The 20,671-nt window shown below is 52.3% G+C and carries 20 protein-coding genes and 1 pseudogene; 13 read left to right on the plus strand and 8 right to left on the minus strand.

From position 1 onward, the window contains the following. Window positions 1-8: 8 nt before the first annotated feature. Together ACZ47M_RS08730 and ACZ47M_RS08735 are read right to left on the minus strand one after the other, a co-directional pair. Window positions 9-128, minus strand: a pseudogene (locus ACZ47M_RS08730) (sugar phosphate nucleotidyltransferase); the annotation flags it as partial. Between the two features lie 56 nt (window positions 129-184). After that, the gene (locus ACZ47M_RS08735; protein WP_315341789.1) at window positions 185-502 is read right to left on the minus strand and encodes a hypothetical protein; all 318 of its coding nucleotides are present in this window, start codon (window positions 500-502) and stop codon (window positions 185-187) included. 111 nt (window positions 503-613) lie between these two features. Here ACZ47M_RS08735 and ACZ47M_RS08740 point away from each other — a divergent pair, with 111 nt between their 5' ends. Next, on the plus strand, window positions 614-895 hold the full coding sequence (locus tag ACZ47M_RS08740) for an AbrB/MazE/SpoVT family DNA-binding domain-containing protein (protein WP_315341786.1): 282 nt from the start codon (window positions 614-616) through the stop codon (window positions 893-895). A 169-nt stretch (window positions 896-1,064) separates the two neighbouring features. Further along, a complete protein-coding gene (locus ACZ47M_RS08745) occupies window positions 1,065-1,820 on the plus strand; it encodes a hypothetical protein (protein ID WP_315341784.1) in 756 nt (251 codons plus the stop codon). Window positions 1,821-1,825: 5 nt separating this feature from the next. Here ACZ47M_RS08745 and wecB read toward each other — a convergent pair whose 3' ends face one another. The 3 genes from wecB to ACZ47M_RS08760 form a co-directional block, all read right to left on the minus strand. Continuing rightward, window positions 1,826-2,959, minus strand: a complete 1,134-nt coding sequence (gene wecB / locus ACZ47M_RS08750; protein ID WP_315341782.1) for a non-hydrolyzing UDP-N-acetylglucosamine 2-epimerase — start codon at window positions 2,957-2,959, stop codon at window positions 1,826-1,828. 556 nt (window positions 2,960-3,515) lie between these two features. Then, a complete protein-coding gene (locus tag ACZ47M_RS08755) occupies window positions 3,516-3,695 on the minus strand; it encodes an antitoxin family protein (RefSeq protein WP_315342264.1) in 180 nt (59 codons plus the stop codon). A 169-nt stretch (window positions 3,696-3,864) separates the two neighbouring features. Further along, on the minus strand, window positions 3,865-4,542 hold the full coding sequence (locus tag ACZ47M_RS08760) for a metal-dependent hydrolase (protein WP_315341779.1): 678 nt from the start codon (window positions 4,540-4,542) through the stop codon (window positions 3,865-3,867). 162 nt (window positions 4,543-4,704) lie between these two features. Here ACZ47M_RS08760 and ACZ47M_RS08765 point away from each other — a divergent pair, with 162 nt between their 5' ends. From ACZ47M_RS08765 to ACZ47M_RS08795, 7 genes are all read left to right on the plus strand, one after another. After that, entirely contained in the window at window positions 4,705-6,078 is a 1,374-nt protein-coding gene (locus ACZ47M_RS08765; RefSeq protein ID WP_315342261.1) for an acetate--CoA ligase family protein, read from the plus strand. 132 nt (window positions 6,079-6,210) lie between these two features. Then, window positions 6,211-6,660: a type II toxin-antitoxin system VapC family toxin gene (locus ACZ47M_RS08770; protein WP_315341776.1), complete on the plus strand. Its 450-nt coding sequence runs from the start codon at window positions 6,211-6,213 to the stop codon at window positions 6,658-6,660. Continuing rightward, the gene (iorA, locus tag ACZ47M_RS08775; protein ID WP_315341774.1) at window positions 6,661-8,604 is read left to right on the plus strand and encodes an indolepyruvate ferredoxin oxidoreductase subunit alpha; all 1,944 of its coding nucleotides are present in this window, start codon (window positions 6,661-6,663) and stop codon (window positions 8,602-8,604) included. A 1-nt stretch (window position 8,605) separates the two neighbouring features. Continuing rightward, the gene (locus ACZ47M_RS08780; RefSeq protein WP_315341771.1) at window positions 8,606-9,214 is read left to right on the plus strand and encodes an indolepyruvate oxidoreductase subunit beta; all 609 of its coding nucleotides are present in this window, start codon (window positions 8,606-8,608) and stop codon (window positions 9,212-9,214) included. Window positions 9,215-9,270: 56 nt separating this feature from the next. Further along, a complete protein-coding gene (locus ACZ47M_RS08785) occupies window positions 9,271-10,875 on the plus strand; it encodes a DUF2357 domain-containing protein (protein ID WP_315341768.1) in 1,605 nt (534 codons plus the stop codon). Beyond that, window positions 10,872-13,130 (plus strand): McrB family protein, encoded by a 2,259-nt coding sequence (locus ACZ47M_RS08790; protein WP_315341767.1) that lies wholly within the window; start codon window positions 10,872-10,874, stop codon window positions 13,128-13,130. Before ACZ47M_RS08785 ends, ACZ47M_RS08790 begins: the two co-directional genes overlap by 4 nt. A 60-nt stretch (window positions 13,131-13,190) precedes the next feature. After that, window positions 13,191-14,282, plus strand: a complete 1,092-nt coding sequence (locus ACZ47M_RS08795; RefSeq protein ID WP_315341764.1) for an AAA family ATPase — start codon at window positions 13,191-13,193, stop codon at window positions 14,280-14,282. Between the two features lie 34 nt (window positions 14,283-14,316). Here ACZ47M_RS08795 and ACZ47M_RS08800 read toward each other — a convergent pair whose 3' ends face one another. Both ACZ47M_RS08800 and ACZ47M_RS08805 read right to left on the minus strand, forming a co-directional pair. Then, entirely contained in the window at window positions 14,317-15,318 is a 1,002-nt protein-coding gene (locus tag ACZ47M_RS08800; RefSeq protein WP_315341762.1) for a histone deacetylase family protein, read from the minus strand. Then, complete coding sequence (locus ACZ47M_RS08805; RefSeq protein ID WP_315341761.1) at window positions 15,319-15,918, minus strand: DUF8183 domain-containing protein; 600 nt, start codon at window positions 15,916-15,918, stop codon at window positions 15,319-15,321. It lies immediately after the preceding gene. A 95-nt stretch (window positions 15,919-16,013) separates the two neighbouring features. On the opposite strand from ACZ47M_RS08805, the gene speB reads away from it, so the two are divergent. The 3 genes from speB to ACZ47M_RS08820 all read left to right on the plus strand — a co-directional run bounded on the left by speB (window position 16,014) and on the right by ACZ47M_RS08820 (window position 18,786). After that, window positions 16,014-16,880, plus strand: coding sequence for an agmatinase (gene speB / locus ACZ47M_RS08810; protein WP_315341758.1), 867 nt, complete (start codon window positions 16,014-16,016; stop codon window positions 16,878-16,880). 104 nt (window positions 16,881-16,984) lie between these two features. Next, window positions 16,985-17,479, plus strand: coding sequence for a CBS domain-containing protein (locus ACZ47M_RS08815; protein WP_315341756.1), 495 nt, complete (start codon window positions 16,985-16,987; stop codon window positions 17,477-17,479). Then, window positions 17,467-18,786: a cation:proton antiporter gene (locus tag ACZ47M_RS08820; protein WP_315341753.1), complete on the plus strand. Its 1,320-nt coding sequence runs from the start codon at window positions 17,467-17,469 to the stop codon at window positions 18,784-18,786. The genes ACZ47M_RS08815 and ACZ47M_RS08820 overlap by 13 nt, the downstream gene beginning before the upstream one ends. Window positions 18,787-18,801: 15 nt before the next feature. Here ACZ47M_RS08820 and ACZ47M_RS08825 read toward each other — a convergent pair whose 3' ends face one another. Further along, the gene (locus ACZ47M_RS08825) at window positions 18,802-19,272 is read right to left on the minus strand and encodes a hypothetical protein (RefSeq protein WP_315342259.1); all 471 of its coding nucleotides are present in this window, start codon (window positions 19,270-19,272) and stop codon (window positions 18,802-18,804) included. A 117-nt stretch (window positions 19,273-19,389) separates the two neighbouring features. On the opposite strand from ACZ47M_RS08825, the gene ACZ47M_RS08830 reads away from it, so the two are divergent. After that, entirely contained in the window at window positions 19,390-20,646 is a 1,257-nt protein-coding gene (locus tag ACZ47M_RS08830; RefSeq protein ID WP_315341750.1) for a TIGR00375 family protein, read from the plus strand. Window positions 20,647-20,671 lie beyond the last annotated feature (25 nt).

A 20,671-nucleotide genomic window follows, 5' to 3' on the forward strand; every position in this document is an offset into this window, starting at 1 on the left:
ATCTCCGGGTCGTCGATTGCATAGAAAAGCACCGGCTTGTTGGCCACTGGAATGAGCTGCTTCTGTTGGGAGTAAGTCAGAGGCCTCAAGCGGGTGCCGTGACCACCAGAGAGTATAAGGGCCTTCATTACTAACACCAAGGATTTCATCTTGCTCGGGAGTTATAAAAGAATTTTGGCAGATCTCATTGAAGCATAAGGTCTATGAATGCATCAATTTCTCCAGCCTCAAGGGGAATAATCTCTTGATCCTTCACATCCTGAACGTATACCTTCTTCCCCCTCTTCCAAACGAGCCAGAGTTCTACATCATAGTTACAAAACTTAACAGGGTAGATTTTCTTCGGTCTCTTATCAAAGAGCAGGAGGACTAAGAGGTGGTCATCTCTTAGAATAGCTACTGAATCCAGCACCTCGGCCCCAGCAATCTTGGCCTTCTCCTGGATGAGGAACCTGAGCTTCATCTTTTCGAGGATTTCCTCAGCCCCGTCAAGGTTCAGCATTTCAATCACCACATCATTTTTTGATGTAAAATCACATAAAATGATATTTAAAGTTTTTGGACACCCAAAAGAATATTAAAAACAAAATGAGGAGGTTGTTAGGGGGTTGACATGGAAGTTCTGGCGAAGTTTCACATGATTGTCCACAAAATCGGCAGGATAATAATCCCTGCTGGCACGAGAAAGTTCTACGGCATAGAGCGCGGTGATTTCGTCGAGGTTAAGATACTGAAGTATGATAGTGATAAAAGACCAAAGGAGGGCACTTTTACGGCCCGTGTTGGTGAACAGGGCTCTATATTCATCCCCAAGCCCTTAAGAGAAGTTATGGAAATAAAACCCGGAGACGTTATAGAGGTTCTCCTGTTATCGCATTACAAACCACAAAAGTGAGTCTGGGTCTCGATGTTTTTTAGTCAAATTTGTCTCAATGTTTCCGCCACGTCATTGATTTGCTTTTCAAACCGCTGTCGCCCGCGTGAATTTTTCACGCGACTTTCCGCGTTCCCTTTGGCTAGGTTTTTAAATGATGAAATCTAACATCTAATTAGGTGATGAGGTCGTGGAGGAGGTTCTGTTAGATTTCAGGAAGTTGCTCAAGCTCCTCGCCAAATTGTACGGTGAGAATGAATTCGATACTAGAACTGTTGCAGAGGGCTTATCAGAGTATTTCTTCAAAGAAATCGATGATCCCAAGATCCTGATAAAGCTCATTGAGAGGGTGAGACCAAAGCTGATATCCAACGATCTCCGTAGGTTATATATGATGGGCTTCCTCAGGCGTCGGAAGGTTCCAAGGACGTGTGAAAACGAGAAGGGAAAGAGATACAACTGTGGTTACAAGTACATGTACAGCATAAACAAGCAGGGGTGGAGCTACCTGAGACAGCTTATGGAGGATGAAGAAAAACATTCCTCTCCATCCCTCACTGCTGATGACCTCAAAGAAATCTTGGAGGAGATGAGGTTTGGCATTATGAAACTTAACATGGTGACCGCCCCAGACACTTACGAAGCCAGAGGCATATGGAATTTTTACAAGAATGAGCTGAGGGAGAAATTTTCTTCTCCCGGGTTTAGGCGATTCACCAGAAAAAGGGAGCTCTTTGAGAGGGAGGCGAGTTGCTGGATGAATATGTTCTACTTGGGGATGCAGGTATTTCCCCTCGAAAAGGAAATACAGCTGAAAGATTTGATGATAGACTATCTTAAGAGGGAACTTGAAGCGTGTATGAAATTCAAGAGTGGGGCGTTTAGTGAGATTTTAGAAATGTCTAAAAACATCAAAACTCTTGGCTGGTCTAAGGGTGAAGAATAAGGGGACTAAATGAACCGCGAGCTCCTGACCACCAGTTTGCCTCCATCGTACATCCCCAGCAGGATTGAGGCGATTCTTTCTCCCGCCTTCCCATCGCCGAAGGGGTTCGGGGCGTTTGCCATCCGCTTGTAGAACTCTTCATCCTCTATAAGACGGTTCACGTACTCCAGCACTCTCTCTTTCTCCAATCCCACGAGAACGTTTCCGCCTGCTTCGATGGTTTCCGGTCTTTCGGTGTTGTACCTTAACGTCAGGCAGGGCACGTTCAGGATTATTGACTCCTCCTGAACACCCCCTGAATCCGTCATCACGATCTTCGCGTTCTTCTGGAGCCTGAGAAAATCAAGGTAGCCGAGGGGCTTGGTCACAATTAGATCTTTTATCTGCCCCACCCTTTCCCAGAGCCCGAAGGCTTTCAGCCTGTTCTCCGTTCTTGGGTGCATTGGATAGACTGCCGGCAGGGAGAGGGACTCGAAGATCCCGATCAGTTTTTCAAGATTCTCCCTGCTGTCGGTGTTCTCTGCCCTGTGGGCGGTTATTAATATATACCCCTTTGGCTTCAGGGAGAGCTCCTCCAGAATCCGGCTCTTTTGCTCGGCTATTTCTGAGTTCTGAAGGACGGCATCCACGATCGTGTTCCCGGTTACGTAAACGTTCTCGGTTATTCCTTCCCGCTCCAGATTTCTCCTTGCTTCTTCCGTAGGGGGAAAGAGAACGTCACTTGCGTGGTCGGTTAAAACTCTGTTTATTTCCTCGGGCATTGTCCGGTCAAAGCTCCTCAGGCCAGCCTCAACGTGCGCTACCGGGATCCTGAGCTTTACGCTGGCCAGGGCACCCGCAAGGACAGTATTCGTGTCGCCCTGAACTATTGTTACATCCGGTTTTTCGTCCATTAAAACCCTCTCTATTTTTATCATCGCCTTGCCGGTTTGTTCTGCCTGACTTCCCGAGCCAACTTCGAGATGGTAATCTATCCTTTGAAGTTCCAGCTCCTCCAAAAATACGTTGCTCATCTCATAATCGTAGTGCTGGCCGGTGTGGATTAGCAATGGCCTGATGCCTTCTTTCTCAAAGGCCCTTACGACTGGTGGGAGCTTTATTATCTCAGGCCTAGTCCCGAAAACGATTGCAGGCTTCATCTCTTACCCCCCAGAGAAATTGGGGGGAAGTATAAAAGTTTACTGTCCTCTTTTTGTTCTGGCTTGCTGGGTTCCACAGCATCGTGCGAAATCAAAACGGACAAAGATAAGATAGTATAAGTCTCACTCACTCCTCGGTTGAATCTTTGAGGAATTCCTCCAGTTCCTGAAACTCCTCAAGAAGATAGAATGCATTAACCCCGTAGTTTTTGGCACTTTCGACCTGGAATTTGTCGTTTGAGACTAGGGCACTCCTCCGGTATGTAAAAAGAGTCTATTGCCCGACAGCCAGTTCGAAAGGCAATTTCGAAGGAAATCTCCCTGAGTCTGCAGGTATCAACTGTGTCTATCTTCTCGACGAGAAGCTCATACAGGCTCATAGCCTCATCCCTGGGTATCCCTCTGACCAGTTGGCCGATGAGTTCTATTAAAAATATCCGGTTCAGCTATTGGAATCTTCAGCTCCTGGATAAGTCGAAAGAGATTTTTGGCAAGTTCAGTTCTTTTTTGTCGTATTAAAACAGGACGTCGATGAACACTGAGGTATCAATCACTATCATCGCCGCTCCTCCAGGAACTCTTTGAGGGCATCTTTCTCGACTTTTCTGCTGAAGTTCTCGATGATATCTGCTATTCCCATCTCAATGATAATTTTTCCACGGATCCCTTCTTTGAATCGGACATTTTTTACGGGCTTAAAGACTCCGTTCTTGTAAACGACCTCAATCTCCTCCATATTATCCACCGAAATATGGTGGTAAAGGAAAGATATAACCTTTTCACTCCACGAATGGATTCTTGAAGCTCCGGACGACCTCATAGACTTCGGGCCCTTATATTGTCGTAGAGGGACTTTGGTATGAAACGGTTGTCTACTTCAAGTTTAAAATAAAAAAGAAACCTCTTCAAACCTCAATCTCCTCGCCGGGCTCGAGGATGACCACTTCAGCCTTATTCCCTACCAGCCTCTTGAACTCCTCGGGATCCTGAGCAATCGGCGGCCAGGTGTTGTAGTGCATCGGCACGACCTTTCTTGGCTTAAGGAGCTCAACGGCCTTTGCAGCTTCCCTCGGCCCCATCGTGAAGTGCCCGCCTATCGGGAGCAAAGCCACGTCGATCGGCCCGTAGAGCTCGCTGAACAGGGCCATGTCCGAGAACACGAAGGTGTCCCCCGCGTGGTAGATCGTCCTACCGTCGAGCCTGACGATAAACCCGGAGGCGTTGCCTACGCTGTGTACTCCATCACTGCTCGAGTGCCAGGCCGGAACCTGCACTATTTCGACCCCCTCAACCTTCGTCGGCCCGTAGTTCATTCCCACCGTCTCAACCTGTCCTTTGGCCTGCTTGCTGATGTAGTTGGCAACATCGTACATTGCCACTACCTTAGCCCCCGTCCTCTTGGCTATCTCTATGGCATCGCCTATGTGGTCACCGTGGGCGTGGGTGACCAGTATGAGGTCTGCCTCGAGCTCTTCTGGCTTGGCAGCCGCCTTCGGGTTGCCGCTCAGGAACGGGTCTATGAGGATCTTCCTGCTCCCCTCTATCAGGAAGGCAGCGTGGCCCAAAAAGCGCACCTTCACCATCTTTACACCCCCAAGTTAAAATAACCCAGGCTTACTTAAAGCTTTCGATGACAGGTTAAGCTCGTTAGTGACTCAAAAGACCCAACAATGCCCTAAAATGCTCCGATGACCGTTTTGGGAAAGCTTATATACGATTCCGCCGAGGTTTAAACGGTGAGGTTGATGAATCTCGACTGTTTCTTCAGGCCGAAGGCAATAGCTGTCATCGGGGCATCCAACGACCCCCTCAAGCTCGGCTACGAGGTCTTCAAGAACCTCAGGAAATACAAAGGCGGAAAGGTCTACCCGGTCAACGTCAAGGAGGAGGAAGTCCAGGGAGTCAAGGCCTACAGGAACGTTAAGGACATTCCAGATGAGGTCGACTTGGCAATAATAGTCGTCCCGAAGAACTTCGTAAAGGGCACCGTAGTCGACTGCGGCGAGAAGGGCGTTAAGGGGGCGGTCATTATAACCGCCGGCTTCGGCGAGGTCGATGAAGAAGGCAAGAAAGAGGAGCGCGAGCTGGTGGAGATTGCACACAGCTACGGCATGAGACTTATTGGCCCGAACTGCGTCGGCGTAATGAACACCCTCAACGACATGAACGCGACGTTCATAATGGACGCCAAGAAGGGTGACATAGCCTTCGTCAGCCAGAGCGGTGCTCTCGGGGCAGGAATAGTCTACAAGACGGTGAAGGAGGGGATTGGCTTCTCCAAGTTTGTAAGCGTCGGCAACATGGCCGACCTCGACTTCGCGGAGCTTATGGAGTATTTAGCGGAAACAGAGGAGGACAAGGCGATAGCCCTCTACATCGAGGGCATCAGAGATGGAAGGAAGTTCATTGAGGTTGCTAAGCGCGTTACCAAAAAGAAGCCCGTCATAGCCCTCAAGGCCGGGAGGAGCGAGAGCGGCGCTAAAGCGGCTTCAAGCCACACCGGCTCCTTAGCCGGGAGCTGGAAGATTTATGAGGCGGCCTTTAAGCAGAGTGGTGTTCTAATAGCTGAGACCATAGATGAAATGCTCAGCATGGCGAGAGCCTTTACACAGCCCCTCCCCAGGGGCAGGCGCGTTGCCATAATGACCAACGCCGGTGGCCCGGGGGTTCTAACCGCTGACCAGATTGACAGGCGCGGGCTCAGGCTTGCCGAGCTCGAGGAGAAAACCATAGAGGAGCTTCGCTCCTTCCTCCCGCCGATGGCGGCGGTAAAGAACCCCGTTGACATGATAGCCTCTGCGAGAGGAGAGGACTACTACAGGACTGCCAAGGCCCTCCTGCAGGACAAAAACGTGGACATGCTCATAAGCATCTGTGTTGTTCCAACGTTCGCTGGTATGACGCCAACGGAGCACGCCGAGGGAGTTGTTAAGGCGGTCAAGGAGGTAAACAACGGGAAGCCCGTTCTCGGCCTCTTCATGGCCGGCTACGTCAGTGAGAAGGCCAAGGAAATCCTCGAGGCCAACGGGATTCCGAGCTACGAGAGGCCGGAAGATGTGGCCGCCGGTGCCCACGCTCTGGTTGAGTTTGCGAAGGCAAGGGGAGTTTTGGAGGAGTGAGTGGTGGAGGCTAAAGTGGATTCCCATAAGAGAGGTTCCCAAAACCCCCACCAACCCTATTAGCTGACCTCTACGAAAGAATGGTAGGTGAAGTTAAGGAGGATCCGCACAAAATCCTGCGGGAGATGAGGAATGCTCGTGGTTGACACATCGGTGTTCATCGACTCAATCATTCCGGTTAAGGGCAAAGGGGATAGGAACAGACTGGCGAGAAAGGCAATCTCCTCGGCTGAGGCCAGGGGGATTCCTCTACTAATGCCCCGCCTGGGAGTAGTTGAAACTATAAGCTTAGCGAAAAGACTGACCGGCAAGGAGGGGGCAGTTGATTTAACCATGGAATACCTTGAGGCAAAGGTTCTGCAGGTCTCTGAAGACTGGATCTTCGAGGATGCAAAGACGATAGCCCGGAAAATTCATCCAAGGGCCGCGGATTCCTACTTCATAGCCACCGCCAAGAAGTTCAACGCAATACTAAAGGATATGGTGGCCCGTGCCAGGAAGATGGGTATTAGAGCATTTTATGTTTTGGACAAAACCCAACTTGATGAATACCTTAATGAGATATCCGGAGGTGCGGTTTAGATGGCGAAGGTTACAGACGTGGTGTTGTGGGACAAACCCGGGGAGAAGGTCCTTCTCCTCGGAAACCAGGCAATAGCAAGGGGGACTTTGGAGGGCAACATAGCGGTGTTTGCGGCTTATCCGGGGACTCCAAGTTCAGAACTTACCGACACGATGGCAACGGTCGCCAAAGAGGCTGGTATCTACATGGAGTACTCCACCAACGAGAAGGTTGCCTTTGAGACGGCTCTAGCTGCCTCGTGGAGCGGTCTAAGGGCCATGACGGCCATGAAGCACGTGGGCCTGAACGTTGCCATGGACAGCTTCATGACGGTAAGCTACATGGGCGTTGACGGCGGGCTGATAGTTATGGTCGCCGACGACCCGAGCATGTGGAGCAGTCAGAACGAGCAGGACACGAGGGCTATAGCCAAGACCGCTGGAATTCCAGTTTTGGAGCCTTCAAGCGTCCAGGAAGCCAAGGACATGGTCAAGTACGCCTTCGAGATAAGCGAGAAGTACAAGCAGATGGTGATCCTCAGAACGACCACCAGGAGCTCCCACATGCGCGGCGAAGTCGTCCTTGGGGAACTGCCCGAGGAGATAAAGCAGGCCAGGAGGAAGTTCGGGAACTTCAAGAAGAACCCGGAGAGGTACGTTGACATACCCGCATTCCAGAAGAAGAAGCACCCCTGGTTGCTTGAAACGATTGAGAAGTTCCGCGAGGAGTTCAACGGGAGCCCCTTCAACTGGGTTGAAGGCGATGAAAACGCCAAGGTCGGAATAATCGCCCCCGGCCTCAGCTACGCCTACGTGAAGGAGGCCTTGGCCTGGCTCGGCGTCGAGAACGTGAAGATACTCAAGCTCGGAACGCCCTACCCGGTTCCCTACGGCCTGCTCGAGAAGTTCTTGGAGGGACTTGAGAGGGTACTCATCGTTGAGGAGCTTGAGCCTGTCGTTGAGGAGCAGGTTAAGGTTTGGGCCTACGACAAGGGCTTGAAGATCCCAATCCACGGAAAAGACCTCGTGCCGAGGGTTTACGAGATGACGACGAGGGTGGCAGTTGAGGCAATGGCCAAATTCCTCGGCATGGAAACGCCGGTAGACTTTGGCGAGATCGACAGGAAGTATGAGAAAGTCCTGAAGATAGTCCCGCCGAGGCCCCCGAGCCTCTGTCCGGCGTGCCCCCACAGGAACACGTTCTTCGCCATAAGAAAGGCGGCTGGACCGAAGGCTATATTCCCGAGCGACATAGGCTGTTACACCCTCGGCGTCCTCCCGCCGCTTAAGACCGTTGACACGACCATAGCGATGGGCGGCTCGATAGGAATGGCCCACGGCCTCAGCGTGGCAATGAACGGGAGCATGACGGAGAGTGAGCACAGGAAGGGCAAGGAAAAGCAGATCATCGTTGCCACAATAGGTGATTCAACCTTCTACCACACAGGTCTTCCGGCTTTAGCAAATGCCATCTACAACCGCTCCAACGTGCTTATAGTAATCCTCGACAACCTCGTCACGGCAATGACAGGCGACCAGCCCAACCCGAGCACCGGCCAGACGCCGCACGGCATGGGCAAGAGGATCCCCATAGAGGACGTGGCTAAAGCGATGGGGGCCGACTTCGTCAAGGTAGTTGATCCCTACGACATAAAGGCAACTGAGGAGGCCATCAGGGAGGCTCTAGCTGTCGACGGCGTGAGCGTGGTCGTTTCCAGACAGGTGTGTGCGCTCTACAAGGTAGGCCAGATGAGAAGGAGGAACATGAAGTGGCCGATCTACCACGTCGTCGAGGACAAGTGCACCGGCTGTAAGGTCTGCATCAACGCCTACGGCTGTCCGGCCATCTACTGGGATCCTGAGAGCAAGAAGGCCAGGGTTGACCCGACGATGTGCTGGGGCTGCGGTGGCTGTGCCCAGGTATGTCCATTTGGAGCCTTCGAGCCCGTGAAGGAGGGTGAGTGAGATGAGGGAGTACAACGTCGTTATCACCGGAGTAGGCGGCCAGGGAATCCTGACGGCGGCGAACCTGCTCGGCTGGGCGGCCCTCCGCGCTGGCTACAAAGTCCGCGTCGGCGAGGTTCACGGCATGAGCCAGCGCTTTGGGAGCGTTATCGCCTACGTCCGCTTCGGCGAGGACGTTTACGGCGCCATGGTTCCGGAGGGGAAGGGGGATGTTATACTCTCCTTCGAGCCCGTGGAAGCTTTGAGGTACATCAACTACCTCAGGAAGGGCGGCCTGGTCTTCACGAACTCCAGGCCAATTCCACCGGTTCAGGTCTCGATGGGGCTCGCCACCTATCCTTCCCTTGAGGAGATGAGGAAGATCATCGAGGAGGACTTCGGTGGCAGGTTCATGGCCTTTGATGCAGAGAAGCTCGCCATGGAGGCAGGGAACATCGTTACTACCAACGTCGTCCTCATTGGGGCCCTAACCCAGACGCCGGGCTTCCCGTTATCGGCTGAGCACGTGAAGGAGGTCATCAAGGTCAGCGTCCCGCCCAAGGCCGTCGATGTGAACATGAGGGCCTTTGACCTCGGCGTTAAGGCCGCGAGGGAGATGCTGGGGCTTTGATTGCCCCACTTCACAACATTTTTAACCTTGTAGGGCAAAGTACATAAGGTGCTAAAATGCCCTGGGAACCTGTTCAAAAGGTTCTGGATGGCTTTGAGGTACACTCCAAGGGGGAGTGCTCTCAGGCTTTCTACGATGGGAATAGGTTAGTCCTTTTCGAGTGGGTAGACTACTACGTAAAATCATCCCGTGGTTTCGAGATACCCGGGTTGGACGTTGAAAAACTCGGGGATGGCTATCTCTTTAAGTTCTCAAACTATGTGGGCATTTCCGAGGTCAGATTCAATGACGGGGGCAGCTTGCCTGTCCTTATTCTGTCAAAGAAGATAGGAAAGATGTTCAAGATTTTAGAATGCGTGCCTCTCGATAAAGTTGGAGAGCTCGTGGGAGCTTTTGAGCACGTAGCAAACACTCTGACGGAGAACCTTCTGGAAATCTCTTCCAGCCTTCCCTTCTCCTTGGAGGCCCCAACCGGGTTCTCGACCGTGGAGAGCGACGAGCCGATTAACGAGCTTTTTGCCTACCACTTCCTCCGCTCGAACCGTGAAAGAACCGTCGAGGCCTTTGAGGCTGTACTTCGCAGAATGAAAAGGAAGCTCGTGGTTGAAGAAGAATTACTGGGGTCTGACGAGGTTGATGAGATAACTCCAGAAGTCCTTCTCTCAACCGTTCAGCACCCGGAATACCTGGCCCCTGCGGGAGAGGGCGTTCTGATAGCGGATTACCTGAAAGGATATGCTCCAACCAAGGTCTTGGGACACAGGAAGTACGAAAGCTTCGACACTCCAGAGAACCGCTTTGCCAAGTATTTTCTTAACTTACTCATTGAGTGGAGTGAGAGGGTTATAGAAACCTTCAGTGGGATGGCAAATCTGGAACCGATTAAAGAACTCCTCGGGGAGCTTGAGTTTATAGGAAGCGACGGGCTCTGGGACGACGTTGGCGAGATGACGCTCTTCCCATACACCTCGCAGACCCTTCTGAAGGGCGACGGCTACCGCGACCTTCTGGAACTTTACAGAGAATTCACAGCCTACGTGCCATTCTTTGAGGAACTAAGGAAGGCGATGGACAACAAAGACATCGCCAAGCTCTATGAATACTGGGCCTTCTTCAGGCTTGTAGAAGAGCTTGGAAAGATTTTTGGAAAGAAGAGACTCAGGATTCGCGTTCTCCCCGCCGGAAAGCTCTCCGAGAGGGGAGACGTTTACGCTGAATTCGACAACGGATGGAGGCTTTACTACAACAAGCGCCTGACTCCGGGAAGGTGGAGCTACTCGGTGGCGCTCAGACCGGATTTTTCGCTCTTTAACGGGGACCCATCAGAGAAAGGCACAGAGCTCATCGGGGTCTTCGACGCGAAGTTCAAGCTCGACGTGGTAAATGAGCAAGAGGAGATAGAAGAATTCGATGAGGAAACTGAAACTGCAGAAAAAACGGGAAATTACGAGACCTGGGCAAAGCTGGAGGACGTTTACAAAATGCACACTTACAGAGATGCCTCAGGGTGCAGGTTTGCGGTCGTGGTTTATCCGGGGGAGAGGAGTGTGTTTTTTGACACGAATAGGGGTAAGGTTGAAGAATTTGACTTAGAAGACGTTTTGACTGGAGAACTGAATGGCGTTGGCTATTTGAGGTTTGTTCCGGAGGTGAAAACATGATTGAGGAAGCTGAGCTTAGAGAATTAATTAGAGAGTACTGCCATACCGAACTTAACAAGGCAAAGGAATGGGCTTACAAGAATATTCAAGAGTTCAGGAAGACCCTCAGCGAAATCAAGAACACAGGCAATTATGAGCTTCTAAGAGATGCCCTCCGTTATCTGTATTCTGGTGAAACAGTCCTTAAGCTTCACATCAAGACCTCATCTGATTTGGAGAACATCTGGGAAAAGTTCCTCAGGGAGGTTGTGGAAACCCCTCCGGAGGAACTTCTAAAGAACATTGACGAACGCTTTAAAAAATGGAAAAAGATACGGGGGGCAGGAAAAGGCCTTATTTCTGAATCACTGGCTTTTTATTATCCCGATTATTTTGTTCCCTGGAACAACACTGTTGACTGGTACTTCCGGGAACTGGGATGGGGAAGGCCAACTAAATATTCAGAGGTTCTCTCCCGGCTTAGAGAATTGAAAAGGCTATTCAAAGAAGAATGTGTCAATCAGGACATTAACTTTGTTCTTGTAGATCACTTTGGCTGGTGGCTCAGAAACAGAAGAGACAACAGCAGTAATGGGAGAACTCATGTTTACCTAGAAATAACAAAACCCCCTGGAAAACCACATGAAGAGAACCATGTTGGTCGCCTTCTCTGGTCTCCTGCAGATGAAAAATATTGGAATGGTCGCTACGGGAAAATGGGCCTCTTAAATGTGGGGGATATAATTCTCCATGATGTTCGTAGAGAGATTATCGGATATTCAGTCGTAGCAGAGCCCCCTAAAGAGCTAACAAAAGAGGAGGTTATGGAACTCTTTGAAAAAACTGGTATTTGGGATGAAGAGTACAAGGAGTTTGCAGAAAAATGGTTCAAAAAGTCCCAAAATGGGAAGTTTTATGTTGTTAAACTTGGCGACTTTAAGAAACTAGAGAAACCTGTTAGATACGCCGATGTGGAAGGTTTACCCGCTTCAAGCAAACTTCAGGGGGTGTATCTGATAGATATATCGCCCAAAGTCCTGTATAATCTAGGGATAGTCTCGAAAAGTGTTGATACAACGGTCACTAAGTTGGGCGAGTATCTTGCCTCAAAAGGCTATCTCTACCCCTCATATCTAGTCGCCCAGTTTTACACCGCCCTCAAAACCAAGGGCTTCGTTATCCTCTCGGGCCTCACAGGGACAGGAAAGACAAAGATCGCCCAGGAACTCGCAGAGTTATTGGACGATTCCGGGAAAAACTTCCTCTTCCTATCCGTCCGCCCGGACTGGCGCGATTCCAAAGCTCTACTTGGCTACTATAACTGGCTAAACCAAAAATACTACAGGACTGAACTCCTTGAGTTTATCTTAGAAGCCAAGAAGGACTATGAGCAGAAGCGGAGGAATGCAAGGCCCTATTTCGTTCTCCTCGATGAGATGAACCTGGCCCACGTCGAGTACTACTTCGCCGACTTCCTGAGCGTCCTTGAGAGCGGCAGGGACGAAGAAGGATTCACGAGAGAACCGCTTAGGCTCCACGACGTGGACGAGGTTGAGAAATGGGGGATTCCCAAAGAAATCTACCTCCCGCCGAACCTCTACATCATTGGAACGGTCAACATGGACGAGACCACCTACGCCTTCAGCCCGAAAGTCCTTGACAGGGCCTTTGTGGTGGAGTTCCACGATGTTGACCTTGAAGAGTACCCTCCAGAACCCTATGAACCTACCTCAGAAGCCATAGAAAGCCTTAAACAAACGGTCCTTCAAGACTTAAAAGGGCCTAACGGAGAGTTCCTTGCCCGCTCAAAGGACGAGCTAAACGAAGCTGTAAGGGAATTCAAGGGCAAGCATTCGGACTACTGGGATACCCTGGTAACCCTCAACAAAGCCCTTGAACCCTACGACATGCACTTCGGCTACCGTGTCGTTGACGAGATTGCACTCTTCTTCAAGATCGCAAAGGAAAGTAAGGAGAAGGGCATTGTTGAATTCGAGAACGATGACGAAATCTTTGACCTTGCCATACTCATGAAAGTCCTGCCCAAGTTCCACGGCAACAGGAAGAAGCTTGAAGACCCCCTTAAGGAGGCATTAAAGCTATGTCTCGCGAAGGACTCAAAACTAAACGTTGACGAGCTTAAAAGTGCGGATATCGTCAAAATACTTGGAGACTGGGAAAACCAGAAAACAAACTTCCGCTTCAAGCACACCGCCAGGAAAGTCCTCCGCATGCTCAGGCAGCTCCATGAAATAGGCTTTGCGAGCTTCAGCTGACCTTTCCCTTTCGAAACCTTTATAACTTACCCGGGGGTAAGTAACTTACGGTGGGGTAAGTTGCTGTTCGACCTTCAGCCCAAAGCCCGGCGTGAGGACCTGTATGACAGGGAGAATGAGCTGAAAGAGTTTCAGAATGCTGCAAACCTGGGTGAAAATCTGATCCTTCTGCTTGGCACAAGGCGTCTCGGAAAGAGCTCCCTCCTGAACGTCGCCCTCGCTGAGTCGGGATTCCCCTATGCAAAAATAGATGTTCGCTCCCTCTACTTTACCCACGGTTCAATACCTCAGGGGATTCTGGCACAGAAAATTTTGGGTTCCTTACTCTCAATGGTTAAGCCACATAAATCCCTCCTGTTGAGGCTCGAAAAAACGCTGTCCTCTATCAGGGGCCTTAGAATCTCGGGCCTGAGTGTGGAGTTCGACAGGAAATCAGACCTCGCTGAAATCCTTGAAAAGATAAACTCCTGGGCCGAGAATGAGAACCTGCGGGCGATAATTGCCTTCGGCGAGGCCCAGTACCTCAGGCTTTCCGGAATCAGGTACGACGGTCTGATAGCCTATGCGGTGGACACTCTGCCCGCGATAACCTTTGTACTCACGGGATCTGAGGTGGGAATGCTCCAAGATTTCATTGGCCTTGAAGACCCCAAAAAACCCCTCTTCGGCAGGTATGCGAGGGAGATAGTGCTCCAGAGGTTCAAACGGGAAGAGAGTGTGGACTTCCTCAGAAAGGGGTTTGGGGAGATAGGCATCGAACCTGCTGAGAAGGAGATCGAGGAGGCCGTTGAGAGACTCGACGGTATAGTCGGCTGGCTCACGATGTACGGTTATCTCCGTGGAGTTAGGGGACTTTCCCACTCCGAGGCCATGGATGAGCTCTTTAATATGGCAGAAAAGTTAATCCGAGAGGAACTTTCGTCCCTTATCCAGAACAGCCGGAGATATGGAGTTATACTGAAAGCCGTCGCCATGGGAAATACAGGATGGAGCACCATAAAGGAGTACGTTGAGTTTAAGATGGGGCCGGTAAACGACGCGAAGTTCTCCACCCTCCTGAAGAACCTCCTCAAGTACGGCTACCTTGAAAAGAGAGGAAACGAATATTCTATTCCGGACCCCGTCGTTAAGGAGGTCGTGAAGAACCTTTAACTTATCCCGGGGTAAGTAACTTCCGGCGGGTAAGCTAGAGCTCCCACCACTGCCCCTGCACTTCCTTTACCGCCGAGACCGTCGTTAAGGCCCCGTAGGACGGCGTAACGGGGACTTCCCTTATCTCCCCCGAGAGGTAGCCCCCGATGAAAGCTGGCAGGCCTTTTTCGAGGCCGATAGAATAGCCGCCCTCCAGGATGACCGCGAGCGGATAGCGGGATAGCGTTGAGCCGGCGTAGGCAAAGAAGGCCTCGCTGAGGCGGAGCGTTGTGAGGCCCTCGCCGAGAAAGCCGTCGAAGCCGGCTGAAATAATTATAAGCCTTGGCCTGAGCTGGGCCATTACTGGAAGAACTATTTCCTCCCAGGCGTAGATGTAGTCGTCGTCGCCGGCGTAATGCGGCATCGGGATGTTGATTTTCGTCCCTTCGGCATCTTTTCCACCGACCTCGTGTTCGTAACCGCTCATCGGGTAGATATCCCTCTCGTGGAGGTCTATGTGGACAGCTTTCTCGTCGTTCCAGAGTATCTCCTGGGTGCCGTTGCCGTGGTGGGCGTCGAAGTCTATAACCAGAACCTTTCCTGCCTTTTCCTCTGCCACCTTGGCAGCATAGGCAGCGTTGTTGAATATACAGAAGCCGAGGGTCGGGGCGTTAAAGGCCCTACCGGATTCTCCGGCGTGGTGGCCGGGCGGTCTTACTAAAGCCAGGTAAAGCCCTTTCTTCTCTAATGCAAGCTCAACAGCCGTTTTTGATGCGCCGAAGGCAGTAAGGGCGGCTTTGAAAGTACCCGGAGAAACGTAGGTGTCCGGGTCGATGTAAGTGAACCTTTCTCCGAGCGATTTCACGAGCTCAACGTAGTCTTCACTGTGAACCCTGAGGAGCTCTTCTTCAGGAACGGGCTCTGGCTCGAGTGGCCTCCAGAGCCCCGCTTTCCTGAGGCTCTCAACTGCCTTCTCAAGCCTCCCGGGATTCTCGGGGTGATAATTTTTCGGCCTGTGTTCGAGAAAAACTGGGGAGTAGAGCACTCCGGGCTCCACTCAGAAGTACCCCCTATCGTCCCCTTTCATCGCCTTCTTTATTTCGCTCAGGAGAGTTCTGGCCTCGCTTTCCGGCATGCCCACCTTCCTGGTCAGGAAGTCGATTATTTCCCTCTCGCTGGCGCCCTTCTGGATCCTCTCGATTATCATCATGCTGAGCCTCTCGAATATCGCCTCCTGGAACTCCTCGGTTAGGCCCAGGGCGTCCATGAGGACGTTCATTCCCACCAGGAGGGCCGTCAGGGCGTCGTTGAACTCCTCCTTTCCAAGGCTTTTTTCATCAAGATCGACGCGGAGGGTTATTTCGTCGTTCATGCCGCTCAGGGTGAACTTGAGCATGTTCATCCTCTCGTTGAGGACGAGGAGGGTGTGGTAAGTTTTGACCCTGTCCCCGAGCTCCATGGCTATCGTTTCAATCCCTGAGGGAACCACGAGCCTTACGAAGCCGTCCATGAAGAGGACGTTAAGCATGAAGGGTATCTTCGGGTGTTCAGCCACGTAGTGGTTTTCCCCAACCTGCTTAACGCTCCAGGGGAGGTCCACTATGTCCTCGGCATCATCCCTTCCAGTCTGCAGCCACTCCAACACCTGGTTTTGCATGGGGACCACCTTTAAAGCTACGACGAAGGGGTAAAAATAATTTTTGCCCGAAAGCTTTTTTAGGTGGTGCCTTTCCCCCGGCTGGAGGTGAGGGCATGGAGTTCCTCTACACCTACGAGACCCTTAAGCTTGAGTTTCCCCTGGTCGAGCCTGAAAGGGCCAGTTTCATAATCCTGGGCGTCCCCTTTGACGGGACAACGAGTTTCAAGGCCGGAGCCCGCTTTGGGCCGACCCTCATAAGGCAAGCAACGCTGAACCTCGAGAGCTACATTTTGGATTACGACGTTGACATAGCTGAGCTCTCCATAGCTGATGTAGGCGATATCGCGGTTGTAGCCGGTGACTCCAGGAGAACTGCCGACAGGGTGCGCGAGACGATTGAAGGGATAAAGAGGGCCAACCCGGGTGCCCTTCCGATACTCCTCGGCGGCGAACACTCCCAGACCCTTGGCGCCGTTGAAGCGTTAAGGCCAGCGAGCTACGTCGTCTTCGACGCTCACCTCGACCTGCGCGACAGCTATGAGGATAACCCCTACAACCACGCCTGCGTTGCCAGAAGGATAAGCGAGCTCGGCGTTAAGGAGGCGATGTTCGGTATAAGGAGCGGCACCAGGGAGGAGGTGGAGTTCGCCGAAAAGAACGGAATACGCTGGGTTCACGCGAGGGACTACAGCTTTGAAGCCTTCGTTGACATCGTCTCTTCTCTTCCGGAGCCGGTTTACCTCTCCGTTGACATAGACGTCTTTGACCTCTCGGTGGTTCCATCAACTGGGACACCCGAGGCGGGTGGCCTGGCTTTTTGGGACGTCGTTGAGGCCATTGAGTGGCTTGCCAAAAAGAAGAGGATAGCCGGCTTTGACATAATGGAAGTGGCCGGCGAAAGGCTGGGGGATCCCACAGCGTTGGCTGCGGCAAAGCTGCTTTTCTACTTCATCGGTGCGGTGGCAAAATTCAGCCGCTAGCTTTTTCTATTCACACATCCGTAGAGGGGTGAATTCTTCTGTGCCCTTCTGCTTTTAGGAGAAACCCTTAAAAAAACCTCTCCAAATTTCAGGCGGGGATTGCTATGGACGTTGAGGCGGCCCTTGGAAAGTTTTACTCCATGAAGTTGACCGATTTAATACCCTCAATGACCACGATGCCCGTCGTCACTGTTGATTCTGACCTTCTAAACGTTCTGAAGATCCTCAGAGCCAGGCACCACGTGTGGGTCGTCAGGGACTGGGAGAGCATGGAGCTGGTCGGGATTATAAAGTACCTTGACGTAATCGACATACTCCTTCCTCCCGAATTACACGGGTTCAAGCTGGGGATGACGAGCAAAAGCATGAAGTCCCTCCTCGGTGGAGCCGCAAAGGCCGAGGACGTTGCAGAGAAGCATCCGCTCACCATAGAAAGAGACGCCACGGTGCTTGATACGCTCAAAAAAATGAAAGTATACAGGGCCCAGGTTCTGGCCGTCGTTGAGGGGGGAAAGCTGGTCGGCGAAGTGAGCCTGAGGATACTGATAGACGAGCTCTTGAGGCTGTTGAAAGTGGGTGGTGCCCAATGGAAGGAGTAGCATGGCTCATGGCGACGATCGGTATTGCCCTAATCTTTGCCAAAATCGGGGACAGCATAATCGAACGTTTTAAGCTTCCTGGCGTTCTCGGCGAGCTTATAATGGGTATACTTCTCGGGAACCTCGTTTACTTCGGTCTCGTCGCTCCCCAGTACCTGCCCATCGTCAGCGGGCAGGGTTTTACCACCGATATCTTTCAGATATCCGAGTTCCTGGCAAAGCTGGGGATAATTTTCCTGCTCTTCCTCGGTGCCCTCGATACTGATATAGAACAGCTAAAGAGAACCGGCGTTACGGCGACCGTGTCCACCGTCCTGGGAGTTTTCGTCCCGTTAGCCCTCGGCTGGTACGCCCTGAGGGTGATGGGTTACACAAGTAAAGAAGCCTTCGCCGGTGGTATCCTCCTGACCGCCACGAGCATAGGCCTGACCGTCAGGGTGATGATGGATCTGGGCGTTCTCAGGAGCGAGGTCGGAGCGGCTTCGCTGAGCGCGAGCGTCATGGACGACTTCCTCGGCATAGCCCTGATTGTGTTTGCCGTTGGAAGCGGCAGTTTGATGGATCTAAGCATTAAAATCGTGGTCTTCTTCATAATAACCGGCGTCCTCGGGTGGTACTTCATAGACTACTATGTTAAGTTCGCGGAGAGGCTCCACGTCGAGAAGGGCATCCTCGGGATGGTCATTGGGATGATGTTCCTCTTCGCGGCCCTGGCGGAGGGCTGGTTTGCCGCTGCCATCGAAGGCTCCTTCATGATGGGTCTCATCCTCTCGAAGCTCCCGGAAGGAAAGCGCCTCATGGAGGACCTCAGGGCTATAGGCTACGGCCTGCTCATTCCATTCTTCTTCGTGCATACCGGTGCAATGCTCGACCTCAGGGTTTTTGGGCACGGGGATGCCCTCGTTTTGGCGGCAGTGCTAACCACTATAGCCGTGGTCGGAAAAGTATTGGGCAGGGGTTTTGGAGCCTGGATAACGGCCTGGGGCAGGGGGAGGGACTTTCTCTTTACAAGGGAGAACGCCTGGATGTCGCTCCAGATGGGCATTGGCTCGGTTCCGAGGACTGAAGTTGCCCTCGTCGACCTGACGGTGGCCATCCACGGCGGTGCCATAAGCCCAGAGAACGTCCCGAAGTTCATAGCGGCGACGCTGATATTCATCACAGTGTCAGTCCTGATAACGCCGCCCCTCCTTAAGTGGGCCTTCAGGAAGGAGATGGAGGAGGCCAGGGCAAGCAAGGCAGCACAGAAGGCGGAGAGAATAAGGGAAACCAAGGAGAAGATAAAGGAGCTAAAGGGCTCCCAGTGAGGCCCTTTCTCCATTTCACCCGAAGAAGGCTCCCATCGTCTCCATCTGCTCTTCGCTCATGCTTTTTATTTTGAACTCGGGCATTTCGGGGAGAAGCCTCTCGTACTCCTCCTTCGTTATCTCTTTTGCCTCCCCGCCCTCAACGGGGTAGAAAACCCCGTAGTCCGGGTCGCGGTAGGCAACCAGGAACCTCTCAACCTCGATGTCATCGAAGTTCACGAAGATGACGTTCCCACCGGTGTAGGGCCTCTTGCACTGGAAGGGGAAGCTTGACGAGTTCAGCATCGCATCGCCAAGGGCCAGGTTGGCCTTCTCACCGTTTATCTCGGTCCAGAACCTCCTTCCCTCGAAGTCGCCTTCGACGACGATGAGGAACCTCTGGCCGTCGAGCTCAACGACTGGAGCGCCCTTTCCCTGGAGTATCTTGAACAGCTCGCCGATGGTCTCGGCGTTTTTGAGAGAGGCGATGAACCCTTCAACCTTCACAGCGTTCACCGTTCCAGGTTGGGAAGTCGGATATAAAAGCTTAAGTGTCCCCACCGAAAAAGATAAGGCCTGACAATATACCGCGCCTGCTACCGGAGATTAAGAAGAGGTGGTTTCATGCAGGTTGATGCCGACCTTCACGTTCACTCGCGGTACTCAAAGGCGGTCTCAAGGGCCATGACGATCCCCAACCTGGCTGAAAACGCCCGCTTCAAGGGTCTCGGCCTGGTCGGGACGGGGGATATACTGAACCCGAGGTGGGAGGAGGAACTGCTCAAATACACGGAAAAAGTCGACGAGGGGACGTACGAGAGGAACGGAATCAGGTTTCTCCTCACGGCGGAGGTCGAGGACAGTAGGAGGGTTCACCACCTCCTAATCTTCCCGAGCATAGAGGCAGTGCGGGAGATGCGGGAAAGGCTGAGGCCCTATTCGAGCGACATCGAGACCGAAGGACGGCCGCACGTGAGCCTCTCAGCTGTGGAGATAGCCGAGCTAGCCAGCGAGCTGGACGTTCTCATCGGTCCTGCCCACGCTTTTACACCCTGGACGAGCCTCTACAAGGAGTATGACAGCCTTAAGGAAGCTTACGGCGATACAAAAATCCACTTCCTCGAGCTTGGCCTCTCAGCCGACAGCGGGATGGCTGACATGATAAAGGCTCACCATGAGCTCACTTACCTCAGCAACAGCGACGCTCACTCCCCAATGCCCCACAGGCTTGGCAGGGAGTTCAACCGCTTTGAGGTGGAGGAGATAACCTTCGAAGAAATCAGAAAGGCGATCCTGAATCGCGGAGGAAGAAGAATCGTCCTCAACGCGGGCCTCGACCCCCGCCTCGGGAAGTACCACCTCACCGCCTGCTCGCGCTGCTATACAAAGTACAGCCTCGAGGAGGCTAAAGCCTTTCACTGGAAGTGCCCCAAGTGCGGCGGCGGGATAAAGAAGGGCGTTCACGACAGAATCCTCGAGCTGGCCGACACTGAGGAGAGGCCGAAGGACAGGCCGCCCTACATCCACCTCGCACCCCTCGCGGAGATAATAGCGATGGTCATCGGGAAGGGCGTCGAGACGGGTGCGGTGAGGGCTATCTGGGAGCGCTTTCTGAGGGAGTTCGGGAGCGAGATAAGGGTTCTCGTCGATGTTCCCGTTGAAGCTTTGGCCCGGGTTCATGAGGAAGTGGCAAAGGCAGTGTGGGCCCACCGGGAGGGCAGGCTGATAGTAATCCCTGGCGGTGGCGGCAAGTACGGCGAGATTAAACTGCCAGAGGAGATAAGAAAAGCCCCCATAGACGAGCTTGATAGCGTTGAGGTTGAGCTCCCTGTGGAAAAGCCAAGGCAGAGGAGCATAACGGAGTTCCTCCGAAAAGGTTAAATCCAAAATGTAAGAATTTCTTACT

It is taken from the genome of Thermococcus waiotapuensis (genome assembly GCF_055384795.1).